Raw genomic sequence first — 20,852 nt, forward strand, 5'->3', positions numbered from 1 at the left:
CATTGAGGATATGGAAAGGATGAAAACTTTAATGAAAATTAATAAACAAAAGAGGTCATTAATATTCATAAATATATTGGTGACATGCATTGCATCATCTATGCTTGCAACTTCACTTACCACAGCGCTTCCCCCTATTTTAAACGATCTTAAAATTAGTGCAACTATTGGGCAGTGGCTTACAAGTGGTTATTCTCTTGCAATGGGAATCATGATGCCAGCTACTGCATTTTTGATAAGAAGATTTGAAACAAAGAAATTATATTTGTCTGCTTTAGTATGTTTTATGTTTGGACTTATAATTGATATTTTTTCACCAAATTTTACGATGCTTATGATTGGAAGAATTTTTCAAGCAGCTGGAAATGGAATATTAACATCCATGGCACAAGTTGTTCTTCTTAGCATTTATCCAAAAGAAGAAGCAGGTTCTGTTATGGGATTATATGGACTTTCTGTTGGAGCAGCACCTGTAATTGCACCTACCATCGCAGGATTTATTGTAGATCATATGAGATGGCAGATGATATTTGTTATTGCATTAATTATTATAGCTATTTCATTTGCACTAGCTATTTTTGTTTTTGATGATATTCTTGACACTGTAAAACAAAAATTTGATATATTGTCTTTTGTTTTAAGTGCATTAGCTTATTGCGGTATTATCTTGGGAATTGGAAACATAGGAAATTATGCATTATTAAGTATAAATATTATTCTGCCTATTATAATAGGAATTACAGCTATGATTATATTTGTATACAGACAGCTACACATGGAAATGCCATTTCTTGAATTAAGAATTTTTAAGAACAGGGAGTATATGTTGAGCGTCATAGGAAGCATGGTATTATATCTTGTTATGATGGGATCTTCTATTATTATGCCTCTATATGTACAAGCGATTAAGGGAATGTCTGCAACAGTATCAGGGTTAGTTACTCTTCCTGGATCACTTTTAATGGCAATAGTAAGCCCATTTGCTGGGAAAATATATGATATGATTGGAATGAAAAAGTTGTTTATAGCTGGTGCTTTATTTATGCTTATAAGTAATGTAGGTATGGCATTTATACCATTAAATGCGTCTATAGTAGTTGCAGCAGTATTAAATGCCATAAGATGTATTTCAATAGGATGCCTTATGATGCCTTTAGTTACCTGGGGACTTAGTGGAATTGAAGTTGAAGATACACCTCATGGAACGGCTCTTCTTACATCGCTTAGAACAATTTCAGGATCAATTGGGTCAGCTATATTTGTTGCAATAATGACACTAGTAGCACAAAATTCAGTCACAAGTTTTGGGGAAAGCGCACATATACATGGATTAAACATAACATTCGCAGTAATGTCATGTATTACAATAATTTTACTTTTAATGGCTGTGTTTTGCATCAAAGAGAAGAAGAATTAAAATTTTAAATATGGTCAATAGCAACTAAATATACGTTCTTTAGAGATTAAAGAACGTTATATTTATATATGTGTTATAATTTACTAATAAATTAATTATGATTTGTGAGGGGATATTATGAATAATATTGGAACAAAAAGAATAGAATCTGAACGTTTAATTTTGCGTCAATTTGTATTAGAAGATGATAAAGCAATGTTTAATAATTGGGCATCAGATGCAGAAGTAACAAAATATTTAACGTGGCCAGCTCATAAAAGTTTAGACATTAGCAAACAAGTATTAAGAGATTGGGTAAATAATTATAAAAATTCTGATTTCTATCAATGGGCTATTATAGTGAAAGATTTCAGTATTGAGCCAATAGGATCGATAAGCGTTGTACATCAAGATGAAGAAGTTGGAATGGCTCATATTGGTTATTGTATTGGACGTAAATTTTGGCATGAAGGAATTACTTCTGAGGCATTAAAAATGGTTATTAATTTTCTATTTGATGAAGTTCACGTGAATCGTATTGAATCTAGGCATGATCCTAGAAATCCTAATTCCGGTAGAGTAATGAAAAAGTGTGGAATGATTTATGAAGGAACATTACGTCAATCTGATCGGAATAATCAAGGAATATGTGATGCTAGTTATTATGCAATATTAGCGTCAGATAGATTAAAAATATAGTCTAATTTATAGATAAGTGAAGATTTACCAATTTTAAATATTTTAAAATTAATAATATATATAATATCACATATTCAGAAATGAAAATGTGGTGTTTTTTTGTTACTTTATTATAAAATTTTATCTATAAACTTAGATATGGTTTTTTAAAAAATAAATGATAATTGCTCATACTATTAAATATTGACCTAAGCCACTAATAATTTTAGAATCTTAGAACTTAAGAATTTAAGAATTCAAGAATTTAAGAATTTAGGAACTTAAGAATTTTTATTTTTTAGAATTTTAGAATTACTTCCTGGTGCTAGTATATCTTTATGGACACATTTTAAATTAATAGAGACATATCTAAAACATTAATATAGCTTCTATAATATATAAGCTTCTTTTTGCTTGTATAATTAATTCTGCTTCTTGTGTCTCTTCAGTAGTTAGCTCATTCATTATAAAATTCACATACTTATAAATATCACTTTGAAATTATATTATAAATTATAAATAGTATTAATTTAGTTGTAAGTGTATGATAAAAACCATAAATGATACTTCAAATTCAAAAAGTGTATAAATTATATTTTAAATAAAAAGGGGATTATGATATGAAAAAATGTGTGATAAAGGCTAGATTTAGATCAGATATTAAGAATGTTTGGAAAGTTGTAACTGACAATAGTAATTTTGAATGAAGAAGTGATTTAAGCAAGATTGAAATTGGTAAAGATAACTTAAGTTTTATAGAATATACATCAAAAGGATTTCCAACAAATTTTATGATTACAGAAAAGAAGCCTTTTGAGCGTTATGAGTTTCATATGAGCAATAAGAACATGAAAGGTTATTGGATTGGAAAGTTTAATAAGATAGGTGATGGAACTGAAATAGAATTTACAGAAGAAGTGTCTTTAAACAATCCTATTATGAATTTGTTTGCTGGAATCTATTTAAAAAAGCAGCAGGAATTATATATTAAAGATTTAAAAAAAGCTTTAGGTGAATAATATTAATAATAAAGAGAGAAGAATGACTAATAAGGAGGAAATATGGAAATAAGAGAGCTTGCATGCAGTGAATTTGATACTGCATTACAATTAGCATGGACAGTTTTTCAAAAATATGAATCACCAGACTATTCCGAAGAAGGTATACAGGCTTTTTGGGATTCTATACATGACAAGGATTATATAAAAATGCTTAGAATCTATGGAGCATTTGAAAATAGAAATATGGTTGGTATGCTTGCAACCCGCAGTAGTGGTAGTCATATTGCATTATTTTTTGTAGATGGTATGTATCATAGAAAAGGAATTGGAAGGCTGTTGTTTGAAAAAGCATGCTCAGATAATATTTCTGGTACTATAACAGTAAATTCTTCTCCATATGCTATAGAAGTATATCATAATTTAGGATTTGCTGATACAGATATAGAGCAGGTTACAGATGGATTAAGATATACACCAATGGTATGCTCTTTAAAAACAAAATAATGATTATAATGGGATTATTATATGAAAATTAAATAATTTTATATTTGAATATATGTTATAATTTGTTAAAAAATATTACTTCAAGGAGGTGCATTATATGGGAAAATTGGGCTTGGTAGGAGGTATGGGACCAGAATCAACTTTAAACCTGACATGTTGATGTCAGATTTTATATATTATACTAGAGATAATTAAAAGAAATTATTATTTAGTATAACAGGAGGGAGTATTATACAAGGATATGAAAATAAAAATGCTTTAATACATGAGATTGAAAAGACTGCTTCTCTTTTTGTGAAAGAATTTGTTAATATTGATGAAAAAGATAAATCAAAAATGATAGATGGAGTTGGCAGGACACCATCACAAATTATTTCTTATCAGCTAGGATGGCTAGACTTAATTAGAAAATGGGACAAAGACGAAGCTGATGGTAAAGTAGTAGTTACACTTGCATCAGGATATAAGTGGAATAACCTTGCGGGTTTTACAAAAGTTTTTATACTGAGTATTTTGAGTACTCTTTATTAGAGCTACAAAATTTGTTTAATAAAAAAGTAGAGGAGTTTATTGAGTGAGTGAATAATTTTACAGAGGATGAATTATTCATAGAAGGTGGGCGTAAATGGACCTCTTGCACCATAGAACATAAAGTGAGGACAAATTTATATAAAATGCCGAAATGGAGTTTTTTATGATTAAAAATTTTAAAAGTATATATTGCGCAATGTATGAAATTGATGCATTAATTAATAAAAAAATGTTCTTTGAAATTTGAATAGCTTAATAATTACAAAATGTACTATAATTAGTAATGAATAAATTAGGATTTTTAGAGATAAATCATTGTATGGTAGTTAGGTATGATTTTTATTTTGAAATACATTCAAAAAGAATTATATTTCTAATGAATTTTCAGTATAAATAATTATAGAAATATACGGAAAATAAATAATAAAAGTTATCATTGATTAAAATTTAAAAGGTGGATAAGAAAGTTGAAAAAAATAATTAGTTTTATGATTATCTTGACTATATTAGTAATGACAGGCTGCTCAAATAAGGAAGTTATTAAACACGACTATACTTATAGGGGAGAAAATGAATCTTGGACTGCTGAATACAAAGTAAATGGTAAAGTAACATTTACTAAAGAAAATAATGTTACTAAATGTAATACTGAAGCTAATAAGGTTTTTACAGTAACTTATAAGAAGGATATATCAGAATTATCATCAGTAAAAAATGTAGAGATATCATATAAGAGTAGTGTTTCAGGCGGAAAAATAACTGGTAATTCTGATGAGGGGGATAGTGTAGAAAAAACTTATACCATGCAATCAAGTAGTAAAAATGGAGCAATAGAGAAGCAAGATGAAGTTATAGAAGTTACTATAAATATTGATGGGAATACAGAAGTTTTTGAGTTAAAAAATGAACAATAATTTTTATATCACAATTTTTAAGTCACCGACATTAAGTTAAATCCCAATTTGTAGATTAGAATAAAGCCTTAAAAATATCACATTATTCAAATAATAAATGAATTTTGTGATATTTTTTATTTTACAATACTACAAAAGACTTTTATTTTATCTACTTACAAACTTAAAAATGCTTTTAAAAGAAATAAACGATAATTACTTATACGAGTAAATGAATTATGACTTAGAACATTAGAACGTAAGAATTTGTTTTATGGTTAAGTATAGTTCTATAGGAAAATTTAAAAAAACGAATCATAATAAAATTATTGGTGTAAAATATGAAATACTAAATTATAAATTAATTGCCATATATTGCAAAATAATTTATAATTAAAAATGAATGAAAGATATAAAAGGGAGATGATGAGAATGATAACATACAAAAATCTTTACGACAATAAGAACATAGAAATCATAGCAGCTAAAGGTGGGGTTAAGGTACTTGAATATAAAAAAGATTTAAGTGTTAATACACAAAATGCAATAGCTGCATATTATGCATCAGAAATGAATGTAAGAAAGAGACAAGTCTTAATAGAGTTAAATGGAAATGCATATACAATAAGCGCAGGGTCAATGCAATGGACTTCAGGAAATGTGAAAATGGCAGCAGATGTTAAAGGCTTTGGTGATCTTTTAGGCAAAGCCATATCTTCTAAAGTAACAAAAGAATCTGCAATTAAACCTAAATATGAAGGAAATGGTTTATTAATGCTTGAACCTACATATAAACATATTTTACTTGAAGATGTTGCGGAATGGAATGGATTAGTACTTGATGACGGTCTTTTCCTTGCTTGTGAATCAAAAGTTAAACAAAAAGTAGTTGCTAGAACAAATCTTTCTTCAGCTATGCTTGGAAATGAAGGGTTATTTAATTTATGCCTTGAAGGTGATGGAGTTGCAGTACTTGAAAGTCCAGTTCCAAGAGATGAACTTATAGAATTTGTTTTAGATAATGATGAAGTTAGAATTGACGGAAATTTTGCAATTGCATGGTCTAAGTCATTAGATTTTAGGGTTGAAAAATCTAGTAAGAGTTTAGTTGGATCTGCTGTTTCAGGTGAAGGCTTTGTAAATGTATATCGTGGAACAGGAAAAATCCTTATGGCTCCTATAGCTTAAAAAAATTTTGATAAATATATATGTTGCAATAGGTTTATTTTTCTAAATTATAACATATGAATTTTATAAAGCTACTAAAGGTAAGTTTCAAAAGTTTTTGTAGAGAAGCGTGAAGTACCATATAAGAATATTATAACTGAATTTATTTTAATTTGTTTTGATTATAACTTAAAAAATAACACAATCATTTTATTGTGTTATTTTTTTTATACAATCATCAAGCCAATCTATATAACTTTTTTCTCTCATAATTGCACCATTTAAAACAATATAATCTCCAAAATAAGGAGAAGATACTTTGGATATATCTTTAGTTTTTAAAAGCTCTTCCATAGAATTTTCCAGGTATTCTAATCTTTCAGAATGCTTACTTAATGCGCTTTGAAATTGCTTTAATAAAGTGTTATTATCCATTTCATCACAGAAGTAGGCTTTAAGTCTAAAAACATCTTTTGGAGTTGGCTCTAAAGGATCATCTTTTGCCAACCATTTTTGTAGGCATTTCTTTCCTTTTTCGGTTATAGTATATAACTTTTTTTCTAGCTTTTCACCCTGTATAACTGTTTCGTATGAAATAAGATCTTCATCTGTTAGTCTTTTTAATTCAGGGTATATTTGACTATGTTTAGCATACCAAAATTCTACTAATCCTTCATTAAATGTTTTTGTTATATCATATCCTGTTAATGGCTGTCTATTAACAAGTCCTAAAATTGCATATTTTAAATTTCTCATATATTATTACCTCTTTATTATTATAAAGTTATTTTATCATAATTAAATTAAATGTAAAATATAATATGAAAAATAGAACATGTAAGTATTGACATGTTTTGATTTTGAATAATATAATAATAGGGAGGCATGCCAAACATAGGAAGAATTTTGTTAAAATATTAACGGCTATATATTTAATTTAGGAGGATATCTATGAATAAGTATAAAAAGTTATTTGAATCAATTAAAATAGGAAAATGTGAAATAAAAAATAGATTTGCATTAGCACCAATGGGACCGTTAGGGTTAGGTGATAGTGAAGGTGGATTTAATCAAAGAGGAATTGACTATTATACTGAAAGAGCAAAAGGTGGTACAGGATTAATTATTACAGGAGTGACTTTTGTAGATAATGAAGTTGAAGAACATGGTATGCCAAATTGTCCATGTTCTACACACAATCCAGTTCACTTTGTTAGAACCGCAAGAGAAATGACTGAAAGAATACATGCTTATAATGCAAAAGTATTTTTACAAATGTCAGGCGGATTTGGTAGAGTTACTATTCCTACTAATCTAGGAGAATTTCCACCAGTTGCACCATCAGCAATTCAACATAGATGGCTTGATAAAATCTGCCGTGAGCTTACAGCAGATGAAATTAAATCTATAGTTAAAAAGTTTGGAGATGGTGCTTATAACGCAAAAAGAGCAGGTTTTGATGGAGTACAAATTCATGCTGTTCATGAAGGATATCTTATAGATCAATTTGCTATTTCATTATTTAATCACAGAACTGATGAGTATGGTGGAAGTTTAGAAAATAGACTTCGTTTTGCACGTGAAATAGTTGAAGAAATCAAAAATAGATGTGGAGAAGATTTTCCTGTAACTCTTAGATATTCACCAAAGAGTTTTATCAAAGATTTAAGAGATGGAGCACTTCCAGGAGAAGAGTTTGTAGAAAAGGGTAGAGATTTAGAGGAAGGAATTGAAGCAGCTAAATTACTTGTATCTTATGGATATGATTCATTAGATACAGATGTTGGATCTTACGATTCATGGTGGTGGAGTCATCCTCCAATGTATCAAGAAAAAGGATTATACAGACCATATGCTAAATTAATGAAAGAAACTGTAGATGTGCCAATTATATGTGCAGGAAGAATGGATGATCCAGATATGGCATTAGAAGCTATTGAAAATGGGACATGCGATATTATAAGTCTTGGAAGACCATTGCTTGCAGATCCTGATTATGTAAATAAATTAAGAAGCAATAAATTAGAATCTATTAGACCATGTATTTCATGTCAAGAAGGTTGTATGGGACGTATTCAACATTATTCAATGCTTAATTGTGCTGTAAATCCACAAGCTTGTAGGGAAAAAGATAATGGGTTAACACCAATACTTAAGAAGAAAAAAGTTTTAATAGTTGGTGGTGGAGTTGCAGGCTGCGAAGCAGCAAGGGTTTTAGCTCTTAGAGGTCATGAACCAGTTCTTTACGAAAAGAATGATAAATTAGGAGGAAACCTTATTCCAGGTGGAGCACCAGATTTTAAGGAAGATGATATAGCACTAGCTAACTGGTATGCTCATACATTAGGGGAATTAAATGTTGAAGTACATTTAAACAGTGAACTAACAAAAGAAGAAATATTAAAATATGATGCTGATAGTGTAATAATAGCCACAGGATCTACTCCAAAAGTATTTTCACTTGGAGACGATGACAAAGTATTTACAGCAGCAGATGTATTACTAGGAAATAAAGATGCAGGAAATACTACTGTTGTAGTTGGTGGAGGTTTAGTTGGCTGTGAATTGGCACTTGACCTAGCTAAAAAAGGTAAAAAAGTTACAATAGTAGAAGCATTACATAAAATCCTTGCATTAAATGGACCTTTATGTTCTGCAAATAGTGAAATGCTTGAAAAGTTAATACCATTTAACGGTATTGAGGTAAAAACAAATTCAAAGGTAAAAACATATAAAGATGGAATGCTTGAAGTAGAAACAGAAAATGGAATAGAAAAAATAGAATGTGATTCAGTAATACTTTCAGTTGGATACAAGGAAGAAAATTCTTTATATAACGAATTAGAATTTGAAATTCCAGAAATTCATCTTTTAGGAGATGCACGAAAAGTTTCTAATATTATGTATGCTATTTGGGATGCTTATGAGGTTGCGAACCATATATAAGTTCTAATATAATCTTCAAAAAGATTATATTAGAATATATGTTATTATGAATAAATAAAGAGTGGTAATCAAATAAAAAAGTAGTAAAAAATTAGAGTATTAAGAGGTTGTAGTTAAAACTACAGCCTTTTTTGTATTTAGAAGTTACGTTTTTAACGTCATTATGCCAATAAATAACAGATAACTAAAGAAAAGCAATGATAACATCCTAATTTTATCCATAAAAGACGTGATAAGACGTATAAATGAAATTGATTAGTACGACATAAAGACGTAAAATATATTTGTAAGCTAAAAAGTGGTAAAAATACGTAAAAGGGAGGTTGTATAAATGTCTGATTTAATAAATGATTTACCTTGGTTTAAAAAGATGGAAGTTTTAAGAACTATTAAGGGGTGGAGTCAGGAAGAAACTGCTGAAAAGTGCTGCACTGGTCAAAAAGCATATTGGGGATGGGAGAAGGGAAACATTTATCCGCGTAAAAATAGTAGACGAGCTATAGCACATGCATTTGGTATTAAAGAAGAAGAGATATTTGGAAAAGAAAAATGAAGCCTAAATCAGGTATAACAAAATTTATTTTATAAAAACTAATTGTATGTTGAGTGACAGGATATTATTAAGGTAATCAAAAGAATAAAAAAGGAAGGACTGATATCTTTGGATAAGCTAACTCTTCTTAAGGAAAAGTATAATGAAAAACTAAAGAAAGCTAATGATGCTGAAGAATATTTTAAGTCGCATTCAGTTGAAGAATGCATGAAGCATTTAAAGTTATTTAATTTAAGAACAAAAGAAGTGAGCATGGCAGCCATAGAGATTGAAAATTTCACAGGTAGAAAGATGACGAGTTATGAACTAATTAATGGCTTCGTGTTATAGGAGGTGCAAATGGAATGAGAGAAATAAATGATATAGACTTAAAATCTTTAATAGAATCTTTAACAGGAGAAAAATTCAACAGAGAAAACAAAATATATTCTCCATTTAAGAAAGAAAAAACACCTTCTTTTTGCATATACTTTGACAGCAATTGCAATAAACAAAAGTTTAAGGATTTCAGCACAAATGAGCAAGGTGATGCAATAGATTTTGTAATGAAGTATAAGAATTTAACTTTTCAGGAAGCTAAAAAGTATTTGGGGTTATATGAAAAACAGACTGAAAAAGAAATTTTTGAGGAAAAGATAAAAAAATATATTAAGGGTCAAATGAAATCTATTAAAAAAGGTTATGAACTTCTTGGAATATTTACTTTTGTAGATGAAAAGAGCAGCAAGCCATTATATGCAAAGGCAAAGTTTCTAAAGCCTGATAATTCAAAAGAAACACCATATTATCACATTGATAATGGAAAAGTAATAAACAAAAGAGGATGCAATGAAGTACCATATAATTATTTCAATTTATTAAAAGCAATGGAGGAAGAAAAGACAATAATTTTTGTTGAAGGTGAAAAGGACGCTAATACCATAAATAATATCTTTAGAAATAAAAGTTATGTGGCAGGATCATTAAAGGGATTTAAAGATTTTGAAAAACTGAAAAAAGAAAATATGAAAGTATATGTTATTGGTGATACAGGAGAAGCAGGTGAACAATATGTATCTAAAATTAAAGAAGAATTTATAGGCTGTTCTAAAAAGTTTAAAATAATAAACTTACCTGGAATAAATAAGTTAGGTGAAAACAAAGATGTAACTGACTGGTTAGAATCTGGACATAATACTCAGGATTTACTTAATGCTTTTGATAGAAGCATTGATTTAAAAAATAAATATGAATATGTCCAGGATAGAAAAGGAATATACAAGTTTAAGATTGTTAAAGATGATAAAGGTGATTCTGAAACAAAAATATATATTTCAGACTTTAACATTCTTGAAGCCAAAAAAATAATAAAAGTAGATGAGGAATGTGAAGGTATAAAGCTTAAATTTAAAAGCTGTATTGAAGGCAAAATTATAGAAAAGACTGGCAGCAGTAATATATTTGATGATTTAAAGAGCTTTAGAAATTTTCTTGGAATAGATTTAACTTTTCTAGGAAAGATGGATGATTTAATAAAACTCAAATTATATATTAACAAGTATTTTGCTTTAGAAAATGAAGAAGTACATTTAGGGACAAAATTCATTTTAAAAGATAAAAAGATTGGACTTATAACGTCTAGAGGAACAATTTATAAACACAAAATAGACTATGAGGTTTTAAGTGAAGAAAGTAGGGTAAATATCATAAATAAAGATCAAATAAACAAAGAAGAATTAAGGGAGATTAAAGAGAGAGTATTTAAATTCTTATCACCTGAAAAAAGTTTAAGCATCATTGGAACAGTAATAAATGATCTTGCAGTATTACAGAATTCCTCATTAGATCAAAAACTTCATCATCTTCTTATAGTTGGTGAATCTGAAAGTGGCAAATCTACAATATTAGAGCAGATAATAGCACCGATTCTTAATTATCCATTAGAAGAAAAACAATCAATATCAACAACTCCATTTGCAATGATAAAAGCGTTAAGTACAGGAAATTATCCTATTATTTTTGATGAATTTAAACCAAGCATGATGGACAGATATAAATTGCAGCGGTTAAGTGAGATTTTGAGAAATACTTATGATAAAAGTGTTGTTTCAAGAGGCGAGAAAACACTTAAAACAAGGGCGTTTAAAATGGAAAGACCAATAATTATGGCAGGTGAAGAAAGTTATCCAAATCAAGAAAAAGCACTCATAACACGGTCATGTATTGTTTATATTTCTAAGAATGAACGGACACAGGAAAGCAGTGAAGCCTTTTTATATCTTACTAGCCACAAAGAAACGTTAAATAAATTTGGCAGAAGTTTAATAGATGAAATATTAAACATGCCGATAGAAGAATATGCTTTTATTAGAGAAAATCTCATGGAAAAATTCAAGGAATTAAAGGACAGAACATTAACTACAGCACTTAATATAGGATGCGGAATAGAAATTTTTAATATTCTTATGGAGAGATATGGACTTGAAAAGATAGAGGGGTATGAAAAATTTATAATTCAAAATATCAAAGAAGAAATTCTTGAGGGCAGTGAAGATGTAAAAACAACAGTGGAGCAGATGCTGATACTTTATAATGACATGATTGCAAATAATAGGGTAAGCAGTCCAATGATAGAAGTTAAAGATGGTGAGATTTATATAAGAACATCAAAGATGATAGATGAAATTTTTAAGTTCATTAAGGATTATGGATCAGCAGATGTTATACCTTTAAAGTTAAAAGATTTTAGAAAACAGGCAATTAAGTCAGGGTATATTACAAAGATAAATGCAAAGCAGGCAAGATTCTTATCAGGCTTTAATGAATTTTCAAAGCCTGTATGGGTGGACATGTTCCATAAGGAAAAGCTTATGGATTTAAACGTAAGTAATATAACTAATGAAGAAATTTTTGAAGAAAATGTATGTGAATATGAACAGGAAATTTTTGAAAGAATGTTTCCAAACTAAATTAAAATAGTAATTGTAGGTATAGATGTTATATTTGTAACAAAAATTGCAAATCTTGTTACAAATTTTGTTACAAGTGAAAGCCCAGTAATTTAGGGGGTTAAGAACAGTTTGAGAATTTAATGAAAATTATTTTTGTTACAATTTTGTTACAAGGCTAAGGCCTCATGGATTGGGCTGTTGCAGTGTAAAATATATCCTCTGTAACAAAATAAAAAAAATAATATACTAATAATAAATATTAAAACTAAAACAGATAGAAAGTAATAAATTTAAGTTTTTATTGTAACTTGAAAAAATTAAAGATAAGCATATAATATTTATTTTTTTGTTACACATAACAAAAAGTTATGTAAGGCCTTGTATATTAAGGCTTTCAGTTGTAACAAAATTGAAATTAATTTTTGTTACAGAGATGCAAAAAGAAAAGAAATTGATAAATTTAGTGTAAAAATGAGGTGGATATGTATGAAGGAAAAGTTAAAGAGAACAGAAGAAGCTTTATATAATTATAAAAGAATGGAAATTGCTATAAAAAATATTCAAATAGATATAGAAAATTTATTAAATGATATAACACTTAAAGCTGTATCATATGATCAGAGAGGAAGTAAAACAAATGCATTCAATTCAAGTGTAGAAAATGAAGTTATAAAAAGAGAAGAATATATAAAAGAACAGGTTGATATACTTAAAGCAAAACTTAAATATAATAAGGATTTGAAAGTGAAAATTGAAGGAGCACTAGGAGAACTAAATTCAATTGAATATAAATTAATAAACCTAAGATATTTTAGTAGAGAAAAAAAGACATGGGTTGCAGTAGGAATGGAACTTGGATTTGATAAGGATTATTGTGTAAAAATTAGAAGTAAGATAATTAAGAAAATGAGTGAATTGATTTACCCATAAAATAATAAAATGCTGATAGATGATGAATAAAAATTCGTTGTTTATCAGTTTTTTTCATGATTTTGTAATAATAAATGATATATACAAATATATTAAATAAATATTCCCTATTCTGCATACGATTTTTAATATATTTTCTTGAATTAATTACTTATTTTATGAAAAAAGTATTTTAAATAAAAAAAAGTAAAAAAAAAGAAGGAATATAAAAAAAAGTATAGAATTATTTAAATATGACATCTAAAAGGGAGAATAGGACATTGTTATAGATAGGATTATAAGGGGGATGAAATGTTACAACTTAACCTTTGGGACTTTTTGTTAAGGACAGTCCCAGAAGCATTTATCATAAATTATGGCATTATTTTATTATCAAATGAAATAGGAATAAAGAAATATGTGATTTCTAGTTTAATATTATCAGTATCAGTAGTTTTTATAAGAATGTTTCCTATATCTTTTGGTGTGCATATAATAATAAATATTATTTTTACAATAAGTATAATGACTATTGCAGGAGTAGCATTAATAAAAAGTATATATAATACACTTCTTATGTATTTTCTTCTTTCTATGAGTGAATTTATAAATATATTAATATTGAACAATTTCAATATTAATAATGATTTAAATAATCCCATTAAAAAATTACTGTTAGGAGCTCCTTCATTATTCATTATGTTAATATTTTTATTAATAATAAAATTTATATCTAAAAAGGAGGAATGAGAAATGTCTATTATTGAAAATCTTGCTTTTAAATTTGGAGAATTAGTAAAAAAAAATTAAATATTGATTCTGATGAAGAGGAAATTATTACATATGGAGCAATAAACTTGCTTCAAACTATAAATTCTATATTTGGGGTAATTATAGTTGGATTCTTTACAGGATCATTATATGAAGCATTTTTATTTTCAATTACAGCTAGTATTTTAAGAAAATATTCGGGAGGAGTACACGCTTCATCACCTATGAGATGTACAATAATCGGTGCAGTTAGTTCAGGTTTTTGTGGTATTTTTGTTAATAGGATTTTTTATAAATCAAATATAAGTATAGTTATTGCATTTTGTATATTTTCAATGATTGCAAGTTTAATAATAATGATAAGAAATGCACCTGTAGATAGCTTAGAAAAGCCAATTGATGAGCCCTCAAAGATAATTTTTAAAAGAAAGTCAATAATTTTAATTATGATAATCACTATTTTAATTATTATAATAATTTTTATAAATACAAAATATTATAGAGACATATATATAAAATCTATAGAAAGCATAGCTATAGGAATACTGTGGCAGAGTTTTACATTAACTAAAATTGGAATTGGCCTATTAACCCAAGTTGACTTGGGGTTAAAATATATAATAGAAAGGAAGTGAAAAATATGAAAAATAAGATAAATGAAGTTATTTTAAAGACTACAAGTGATGTATGTAAAAAAATGGCGTATACAGTTTCAGCTTCAGCTTGTTTTTATAGTGCATATCAACCTAAAGAACCTAAGGCATTGAGAAATAAGAGTGATAAATAAAGAAAAAAACAAAAATAAAAATTGTTATGTAATATTTATATTATTCTAACAATTTTTATTTTTGCTTTAACACAATTCTATTTAAGGAGGAATAGAATTAATATGGATAAAAATATGGAAACACGACAAAAAATAGTTGATATGTTATCTATCATTAAAGTTGCAATTATAGCATTTATTATAATTATTGGATATATAAATTCTTCAGAATATTGGTATCAACTACGAAAAATTAAAAATGAAAAGTTCAATATATATATATCAGCCTTTTTTCTATGTTTAATATCATTTTGCTATTTTTCTTGGATTTTAATTAATTATATTGAAAAACAAAATCCAAGCAAGATTAAAATAAAATGGATAATAGAAGACATATTTTTAACAATTGCCATTTCTTTACCTATGTATTTAGATATGGAGTGTGAAAATGAATATAAATATTTATTTTTACTGCTTATAACATTATCAACTATCCAATATGGATCTAAATATGGAATTATAGCATCATTACTCTCAGGAGTAATAATACTTACGGCAGATTTATTATATGTACCATTAGATAATGGAATTAATAGGATGTTTCAAAAAGATTTAATTATGGTTTGTATATTTATATTTGTTTCATACATACTTGGATATTACGTAGATATAGTAAAGGATATTGATAAAAAGAAAGAAGAAAAATTAAATAAATTAAGCAGTAAATTAGAAGAAAGAAATAAGCAGAGGGAGGAAATGAAAGTTATCCTCTTTAATAATGAGATATGCTATGATATGTTATTTGAAAATTCTTTAAACGCTCTTATTATACATAGAAAAGGAAAAGTCATTTATGCTAATCAAAGTGCTTTAAAATTATTAGGATATGATGATTCTTGCAACCTAGATAATATAGATTTTTATGAACATTATTCTAAAGAAGCTCAAGAAGAGATTAAAAATAAATATTTAAATATAGTAAATAAGAACCTTATAAAGGATGTTGAGGAAGAAAATATATTTGACTGCAATGGAATTAAAATTCCAGTTCGTAATACATCATCTTTTTTTGTTTATAAAAAAGAAGCAACAATATTAACATTTTTAATAGATATAACTTCAGAAAAAACCTTAGAAAACCTAGAATCAGATATAGAAGAAAATATAAAAGTTTTAAATAAGACAAAAGAATTTAATTTACTTATTAGAAACTTTTTTACAAATATGTCCCATGAGCTTAAAACTCCAATTAATGTTATATATTCAGGAGTTCAAATGATTACTATGGATCTTCAATTACCTAATGAAAATAAGATTCTAAGAAGTAAAGCATATTTAAAAACAATGAAGAAAAATTGTTTAAGGATAATACGCTTGATAAATAACTTTTTAGATACTACTAAATTGGAATCAGGATCTATTAAATTAAGTAAGAGAAATAGCGATATTGTATATACTATTGAAAATATAGTGCAATCGGTTGCCAGCTACTTGAAAGATAAAAATATTAATATAATTTTTGATACAGATGTAGAAGAAAAAATAATGAGCTATGATGAGGAAGTAATAGAAAGAATATTATTAAACTTGTTATCAAATTCTATTAAATTTAGTAATGATAGAAAAGATATATATGTAACTGTAATGGATAAAAATGATAGGATTATAATTAAAGTACGGGATGATGGTGAAGGCATTCCAGAAAGTAAGCTAGATATTATATTTGAACGATTTGGCCAGGCAAACAGTTCTTTATCAAGAGAATGTGAAGGAACTGGAATAGGACTATATCTAGTTAAATTATTTGTTGAACTTCATGGAGGAACAATAGAAATATTAAGTGAAGAAGGATTTGGATGTGAAGCTATAATAGAACTTCCAGCGCAGCTAGTTGAAGATAAAGATTATACAATAAAAGTAATTGGTGAAACTAATGAACAAAAGATAGAAAGAGAATTTTCTGATATATATACAATATAAAATAGCTAAAATAGAAGTGATTTTTGCAAAGTGTTTGATTTGGAATAGTTACTAATATTTTAGCTATTATTATTTTTAACAAGTGATTTTTTCATTACAATTTTTTAGTTTTAAACAATAATGTTATTCATTATTCATAAATCAACTTACTTTATATTCTTATGCATTATATCATTATTTGAGAAATGATGATAAATATTAAACAGTTTTAAAACAGCAAAGTTACATTTTTGTCTTCTTAATAAATAATATAATTATATTGTCAAAAGAATTGATTAAGAAATATTTAACCTTAATCATTTTTTTTTGTTATTTTTTCCATCTAACCTCATTGTATCAAGATTATTATTGTTATGAATAAAATGGAATAGTTATTAATACATTTAAAAAAGGTATTAATTCACATATTCAATTTTGGTTATTTCTCACTAAACTATAATATAACACCATATATTTATTTCATACGTAACAGTATCATTTTTCACTTTTTAATGAATCATCATCCATGAAAGTATCCTGTTCTTGCTGAAACTACCACATAAGGAACATCTTTACCATCTATATTTACATATGCTTGGTATAGATCATTATCTAAAGGTTCTAATTTTGTTACCTTTTGACCATATATATTATATAGGTCCCGTTCAAATAATTTTTTCCAATCATTAAGAATTGGAGCATTTAAAGTTACATATTGTGAAATACTTTCTAAATCATTAGGATTTCCACCACTGGATATATATTGATCATATAATGAGCCAATATCAATTCTATTTAGAAATGACTCACTCCATTTTAACTTTTCAGCTTCAGGTTTATTTTCTTGTCCATTAATAATATAGTCAGTAATTTTTTCTGTAACATTTTGATTATTAATTTCAGATATATTTTTATCTTTATCATTGGATTCAGCATTGGCAGCAGAACTGTTATTTGTTGAATTATTTTCATTTTTAGCGGTATCTTTTGAATCATTATTTTCATTAAGGTTTTCTGAAACAGATTTATCAGAACTATTATTTATCTTAGAATTGTTTTCTTCTTTAGAAGACTCTGATGAACATGATATAAAAAACGTTATAAAAAATAATAAGATAAATGCTAACTTTTTCATAATAAAAATCTCCTTTTGTGTAAATAGGCAAATTTTAAATAATTTATGAATTTTGTGCTATATGAAATTTTAAAGTTTCTAAATAATAATATTCCTAACCTATTATTTATTTTAACATATTTTCCATGATGAATTAATTTAAAATGTTCCTAAATTTTAATACTAATAGCAACCTTATTAAAAATTATGAAAACTGCACTGTACTAAATATCATATTTAAATTTTTATCTTTACTAAAAGAAAGGAGGTGACCTAAAATATTAGAAAAAACTAACCTAATAAAATCAATATTTGCAGCCATATCAGCATATTTAAGCTCAAAACTTGGAATTTTATCCCCCATAATAGTCATGTTAATAGCGGTACTTATTACAGATTATCTAACTGGAATGTTATCAGCCTTTCAAAATAATGTATTAAATAGCAAAACTGGATTGTGGGGGATAGTAAAAAAACTTCTCTATGGGGTAGCTGTAGCAGTTGGAATGATTGTAGATTGGACAATAATAAATGTTGCACAAGCTATTGATATTAATATACCAATGACTACATTTTTTGGACTTTTAGTATCTATATGGCTTATAATCAATGAATTAATATCAATATTAGAAAATTTAATGAAACTAGATGTGCCTTTGCCTACATTTTTAATAAAAGTAGTATCAAATTTTAAAATAGCAGTTGAAAATAGCGGTGAAGTCTTAGCAGATACAATTGATAAAAGTGGTAAAAAGAATGATGATATGTAGAAAAATTTAAAGGCAATAGTTAGGTTTGATTTCCTAGCTATTGCCTTTATTTGTAGCATAAGAGTATATTGAATAATAACTGAAATCCAATATACGATATATTCTATTATAGGAAAATTTGAACTAAAAATATCGATCATTTTAAAACTGACAAAATATTAACATTGACAAAAGTATTAATTGACATATAAAAGTAAATATGTTACATTATAAAAAATAAATTACAAATGCTATGAAAAGAAACAGTAAATATTTTTGATTTTTCAGAGAGAAGTTGCCAGGTGAAAAACTTTAATGAAAAAATATTGAACCAGTCTTGGAGCTATGAACCGAAAGTGTATTATGAGTAGGCTTCATCGGAGATTCTACCGTTAAAAGGAAAACAGTATAAAGATACATAATCTTCGTACTGATTGAGTGCAGTTATTTCTGAAATTAGGTGGTAACACGGATTGTATATTCGCCCTAAGTTGATTATTAAATCAGCTTAGGGCTTTTCTTTTTGTAGCAGGAAAATAGGAGGAAAAAATAATGATAAAAGTTGGTATTTGTGGAGCTTCTGGCTATATGGGTGGGGAGGTGTTAAGAGTACTTTTGGAACATCCAGAAACAGAAGCTGTATGGGCAACAAGTAGACATGACAAATATGTATCAGACTTTCACAGAAATTTTTATGGATTAAATATGAAGCTATGCAAAATGGAAGAAATCACTCCTTGTGATGTTGTGTTCCTAGCACTACCTTCAGGCCATGCAATGGAGCTATCACAGAAATTTCTTGAAGAAGGAACTAAAGTTATAGACCTTGGATCAGATTTTCGTCTTGAAAATATAAGTGATTGGGAAGAAATCTATGGAATGAAACATACTCAGCCAGAGCTTATAAAAGAGGCTATATACGGACTCACTGAATTTAAAAGAGATAAAATTAAAAATGCTAAGCTTATTGCAAATCCAGGCTGTTATTCTTCATCAGCAATATTTGGACTTGCTCCATTAGTAAATGAAGGAATAATAGATACAAATAAAATAGTGGTGGATGGTCTTTCAGGAACAGCTGGCGCAGGAGCAGAACTTAATATAAGTGTTCATCATCCAGAGATAGGAAACAATATACTTCCATATAATGTAGTAAATCATAGGCATACATATGAGATAGAGCAAGAATTATCTAGATTTACGCAAAATAAAGTAAGTGTTCATTTTTCAACTGCTTATGTTCCAATTACAAGAGGAATATTAACAATATCACATTGTTTTCCTAACAAAACAGTAACACGAAAGGAAATTTTAGATTTGTATAAGAGGTTTTATAATGATAGCAAAGGCTTTATCAAAATTCTAGACTATGAAAAGAATGAAAAATCAAGCTATATTTATGAACCATATCCATGGGTTTCAGCAGTTTCAGGAACAAATTACTGTCATATTGGTGTTGATGTTGATGAAAAGAGAAATAGAATTGTTGTGTACAGCGTTTTAGACAGTATTGGAAAGGGAGGAGCACATGCAGGGGTCCAGAATTTAAATGTGATGTTTGGTTTAGATGAAAATACTGGACTTTCAAGAAGCGGAATGCATCCATATTAAATTTAAGCATATGAATATTAATTAATTTCTATTTTAATAATCAATTAATAATAGAAATTAATAGTATACTTTTTCCATGGAATGCGGCTTAAAGGTACCTTAGATATAAAATTTACAAGATCACGTCTTCCGCTATATCTAGCAGTACCTTGAGCATTTTGTGCCATAAGAACTACAGGCAGATTTTGAAATACACGAGAAAAATCCTTCCTAAGACCTTCTATATCAGAACTTGCAAAAACAGAAGGTTTTACAACAGCTATTGCAAAAGTTACATTCCTTTCTTTAATAACAGCTCCATCAAATTGCATTTGCATACTTACACCTACTTATTAGAAATATTTTATAGATATTTTATCATAAGTAGACTAAAA

The 20,852-nt window shown here is 27.5% G+C and carries 21 protein-coding genes and 1 other annotated feature; of the genes, 18 read left to right on the forward strand and 3 right to left on the reverse strand.

What is annotated here, in order from left to right; all coding sequences use genetic code 11:
• The first annotated feature begins 31 nt into the window (after window positions 1-31).
• The 7 genes from CNEONATNEC86_RS07010 to CNEONATNEC86_RS07040 all read left to right on the forward strand — a co-directional run bounded on the left by CNEONATNEC86_RS07010 (window position 32) and on the right by CNEONATNEC86_RS07040 (window position 6,191).
• Window positions 32-1,417 (forward strand): MDR family MFS transporter, encoded by a 1,386-nt coding sequence (locus CNEONATNEC86_RS07010; RefSeq protein WP_125149080.1) that lies wholly within the window; start codon window positions 32-34, stop codon window positions 1,415-1,417.
• Window positions 1,418-1,534: 117 nt separating this feature from the next.
• Window positions 1,535-2,095: a GNAT family N-acetyltransferase gene (locus tag CNEONATNEC86_RS07015; RefSeq protein ID WP_159135760.1), complete on the forward strand. Its 561-nt coding sequence runs from the start codon at window positions 1,535-1,537 to the stop codon at window positions 2,093-2,095.
• An 812-nt stretch (window positions 2,096-2,907) separates the two neighbouring features.
• Window positions 2,908-3,093, forward strand: coding sequence for an SRPBCC family protein (locus CNEONATNEC86_RS21920; RefSeq protein WP_316338640.1), 186 nt, complete (start codon window positions 2,908-2,910; stop codon window positions 3,091-3,093).
• A 42-nt stretch (window positions 3,094-3,135) separates the two neighbouring features.
• Window positions 3,136-3,579: a GNAT family N-acetyltransferase gene (locus tag CNEONATNEC86_RS07025; RefSeq protein ID WP_159115941.1), complete on the forward strand. Its 444-nt coding sequence runs from the start codon at window positions 3,136-3,138 to the stop codon at window positions 3,577-3,579.
• Between the two features lie 231 nt (window positions 3,580-3,810).
• A complete protein-coding gene (locus tag CNEONATNEC86_RS07030) occupies window positions 3,811-4,110 on the forward strand; it encodes a ClbS/DfsB family four-helix bundle protein (RefSeq protein ID WP_407712866.1) in 300 nt (99 codons plus the stop codon).
• 467 nt (window positions 4,111-4,577) lie between these two features.
• On the forward strand, window positions 4,578-5,024 hold the full coding sequence (locus CNEONATNEC86_RS07035) for a hypothetical protein (RefSeq protein ID WP_159135761.1): 447 nt from the start codon (window positions 4,578-4,580) through the stop codon (window positions 5,022-5,024).
• A 411-nt stretch (window positions 5,025-5,435) separates the two neighbouring features.
• Window positions 5,436-6,191 (forward strand): AIM24 family protein, encoded by a 756-nt coding sequence (locus CNEONATNEC86_RS07040; protein WP_159135762.1) that lies wholly within the window; start codon window positions 5,436-5,438, stop codon window positions 6,189-6,191.
• A gap of 189 nt (window positions 6,192-6,380) precedes the next feature.
• On the opposite strand, the gene CNEONATNEC86_RS07045 is transcribed toward CNEONATNEC86_RS07040, so the two are convergent.
• Complete coding sequence (locus tag CNEONATNEC86_RS07045) at window positions 6,381-6,926, reverse strand: PadR family transcriptional regulator (protein WP_125149074.1); 546 nt, start codon at window positions 6,924-6,926, stop codon at window positions 6,381-6,383.
• Window positions 6,927-7,121: 195 nt separating this feature from the next.
• Between CNEONATNEC86_RS07045 and CNEONATNEC86_RS07050 the strand changes: the two genes are divergently transcribed.
• From CNEONATNEC86_RS07050 to CNEONATNEC86_RS07090, 9 genes are all read left to right on the forward strand, one after another.
• Window positions 7,122-9,116 (forward strand): oxidoreductase, encoded by a 1,995-nt coding sequence (locus tag CNEONATNEC86_RS07050; RefSeq protein WP_159115943.1) that lies wholly within the window; start codon window positions 7,122-7,124, stop codon window positions 9,114-9,116.
• A gap of 331 nt (window positions 9,117-9,447) precedes the next feature.
• Window positions 9,448-9,669: a helix-turn-helix transcriptional regulator gene (locus CNEONATNEC86_RS07055; RefSeq protein WP_058294554.1), complete on the forward strand. Its 222-nt coding sequence runs from the start codon at window positions 9,448-9,450 to the stop codon at window positions 9,667-9,669.
• Between the two features lie 108 nt (window positions 9,670-9,777).
• Window positions 9,778-9,999 carry a hypothetical protein gene (locus CNEONATNEC86_RS07060; RefSeq protein ID WP_125149072.1) on the forward strand — a complete coding sequence of 74 codons (222 nt, stop codon included), beginning with the start codon at window positions 9,778-9,780 and terminating at the stop codon, window positions 9,997-9,999.
• 14 nt (window positions 10,000-10,013) lie between these two features.
• The gene (locus tag CNEONATNEC86_RS07065; RefSeq protein ID WP_159135763.1) at window positions 10,014-12,617 is read left to right on the forward strand and encodes a CHC2 zinc finger domain-containing protein; all 2,604 of its coding nucleotides are present in this window, start codon (window positions 10,014-10,016) and stop codon (window positions 12,615-12,617) included.
• 468 nt (window positions 12,618-13,085) lie between these two features.
• A complete protein-coding gene (locus tag CNEONATNEC86_RS07070) occupies window positions 13,086-13,529 on the forward strand; it encodes a xanthine dehydrogenase (RefSeq protein WP_125149070.1) in 444 nt (147 codons plus the stop codon).
• Between the two features lie 291 nt (window positions 13,530-13,820).
• Window positions 13,821-14,258: a hypothetical protein gene (locus tag CNEONATNEC86_RS07075; protein WP_159135764.1), complete on the forward strand. Its 438-nt coding sequence runs from the start codon at window positions 13,821-13,823 to the stop codon at window positions 14,256-14,258.
• 107 nt (window positions 14,259-14,365) lie between these two features.
• Window positions 14,366-14,914: an accessory gene regulator B family protein gene (locus tag CNEONATNEC86_RS07080; RefSeq protein ID WP_230132071.1), complete on the forward strand. Its 549-nt coding sequence runs from the start codon at window positions 14,366-14,368 to the stop codon at window positions 14,912-14,914.
• A gap of 5 nt (window positions 14,915-14,919) precedes the next feature.
• On the forward strand, window positions 14,920-15,066 hold the full coding sequence (locus CNEONATNEC86_RS07085; protein ID WP_159135765.1) for a cyclic lactone autoinducer peptide: 147 nt from the start codon (window positions 14,920-14,922) through the stop codon (window positions 15,064-15,066).
• A gap of 102 nt (window positions 15,067-15,168) precedes the next feature.
• A complete protein-coding gene (locus tag CNEONATNEC86_RS07090; protein ID WP_159135766.1) occupies window positions 15,169-17,025 on the forward strand; it encodes a PAS domain-containing sensor histidine kinase in 1,857 nt (618 codons plus the stop codon).
• Between the two features lie 499 nt (window positions 17,026-17,524).
• Here CNEONATNEC86_RS07090 and CNEONATNEC86_RS07095 read toward each other — a convergent pair whose 3' ends face one another.
• Window positions 17,525-18,139, reverse strand: a complete 615-nt coding sequence (locus CNEONATNEC86_RS07095; protein WP_058294561.1) for a hypothetical protein — start codon at window positions 18,137-18,139, stop codon at window positions 17,525-17,527.
• 299 nt (window positions 18,140-18,438) lie between these two features.
• Between CNEONATNEC86_RS07095 and CNEONATNEC86_RS07100 the strand changes: the two genes are divergently transcribed.
• Together CNEONATNEC86_RS07100 and argC are read left to right on the forward strand one after the other, a co-directional pair.
• Window positions 18,439-18,888 carry a phage holin family protein gene (locus tag CNEONATNEC86_RS07100; protein ID WP_268259405.1) on the forward strand — a complete coding sequence of 150 codons (450 nt, stop codon included), beginning with the start codon at window positions 18,439-18,441 and terminating at the stop codon, window positions 18,886-18,888.
• Window positions 18,889-19,111: 223 nt separating this feature from the next.
• Window positions 19,112-19,359: a binding site (T-box leader), on the forward strand.
• 60 nt (window positions 19,360-19,419) lie between these two features.
• Entirely contained in the window at window positions 19,420-20,478 is a 1,059-nt protein-coding gene (gene argC / locus CNEONATNEC86_RS07105; protein ID WP_159135767.1) for an N-acetyl-gamma-glutamyl-phosphate reductase, read from the forward strand.
• Between the two features lie 44 nt (window positions 20,479-20,522).
• Here the strand turns inward: argC and CNEONATNEC86_RS07110 are convergent, their stop codons facing one another.
• Window positions 20,523-20,795, reverse strand: coding sequence for a hypothetical protein (locus CNEONATNEC86_RS07110; RefSeq protein ID WP_230132072.1), 273 nt, complete (start codon window positions 20,793-20,795; stop codon window positions 20,523-20,525).
• Window positions 20,796-20,852 lie beyond the last annotated feature (57 nt).

The sequence above is a fragment of the Clostridium neonatale genome (genome assembly GCF_900465025.1).
GTDB classification, from domain to species: domain Bacteria; phylum Bacillota; class Clostridia; order Clostridiales; family Clostridiaceae; genus Clostridium; species Clostridium neonatale.

Bases quoted from the DNA above. Each gene is read 5' to 3' on its own strand.
- CNEONATNEC86_RS07040 (WP_159135762.1), top strand. From the start codon at position 5,436: ATGATAACATACAAAAATCTTTACGACAATAAGAACATAGAAATCATA.
- CNEONATNEC86_RS21920 (WP_316338640.1), top strand. From the start codon at position 2,908: ATGAGCAATAAGAACATGAAAGGTTATTGGATTGGAAAGTTTAATAAG.
- CNEONATNEC86_RS07055 (WP_058294554.1), top strand. From the start codon at position 9,448: ATGTCTGATTTAATAAATGATTTACCTTGGTTTAAAAAGATGGAAGTT.
- CNEONATNEC86_RS07070 (WP_125149070.1), top strand. From the start codon at position 13,086: ATGAAGGAAAAGTTAAAGAGAACAGAAGAAGCTTTATATAATTATAAA.
- argC (WP_159135767.1), top strand. From the start codon at position 19,420: ATGATAAAAGTTGGTATTTGTGGAGCTTCTGGCTATATGGGTGGGGAG.
- CNEONATNEC86_RS07010 (WP_125149080.1), top strand. From the start codon at position 32: ATGAAAATTAATAAACAAAAGAGGTCATTAATATTCATAAATATATTG.
- CNEONATNEC86_RS07015 (WP_159135760.1), top strand. From the start codon at position 1,535: ATGAATAATATTGGAACAAAAAGAATAGAATCTGAACGTTTAATTTTG.
- CNEONATNEC86_RS07075 (WP_159135764.1), top strand. From the start codon at position 13,821: ATGTTACAACTTAACCTTTGGGACTTTTTGTTAAGGACAGTCCCAGAA.
- CNEONATNEC86_RS07050 (WP_159115943.1), top strand. From the start codon at position 7,122: ATGAATAAGTATAAAAAGTTATTTGAATCAATTAAAATAGGAAAATGT.
- CNEONATNEC86_RS07065 (WP_159135763.1), top strand. From the start codon at position 10,014: ATGAGAGAAATAAATGATATAGACTTAAAATCTTTAATAGAATCTTTA.
- CNEONATNEC86_RS07045 (WP_125149074.1), bottom strand. From the start codon at position 6,926: ATGAGAAATTTAAAATATGCAATTTTAGGACTTGTTAATAGACAGCCA.
- CNEONATNEC86_RS07110 (WP_230132072.1), bottom strand. From the start codon at position 20,795: ATGCAAATGCAATTTGATGGAGCTGTTATTAAAGAAAGGAATGTAACT.
- CNEONATNEC86_RS07025 (WP_159115941.1), top strand. From the start codon at position 3,136: ATGGAAATAAGAGAGCTTGCATGCAGTGAATTTGATACTGCATTACAA.
- CNEONATNEC86_RS07085 (WP_159135765.1), top strand. From the start codon at position 14,920: ATGAAAAATAAGATAAATGAAGTTATTTTAAAGACTACAAGTGATGTA.
- CNEONATNEC86_RS07095 (WP_058294561.1), bottom strand. From the start codon at position 18,139: ATGAAAAAGTTAGCATTTATCTTATTATTTTTTATAACGTTTTTTATA.
- CNEONATNEC86_RS07090 (WP_159135766.1), top strand. From the start codon at position 15,169: ATGGATAAAAATATGGAAACACGACAAAAAATAGTTGATATGTTATCT.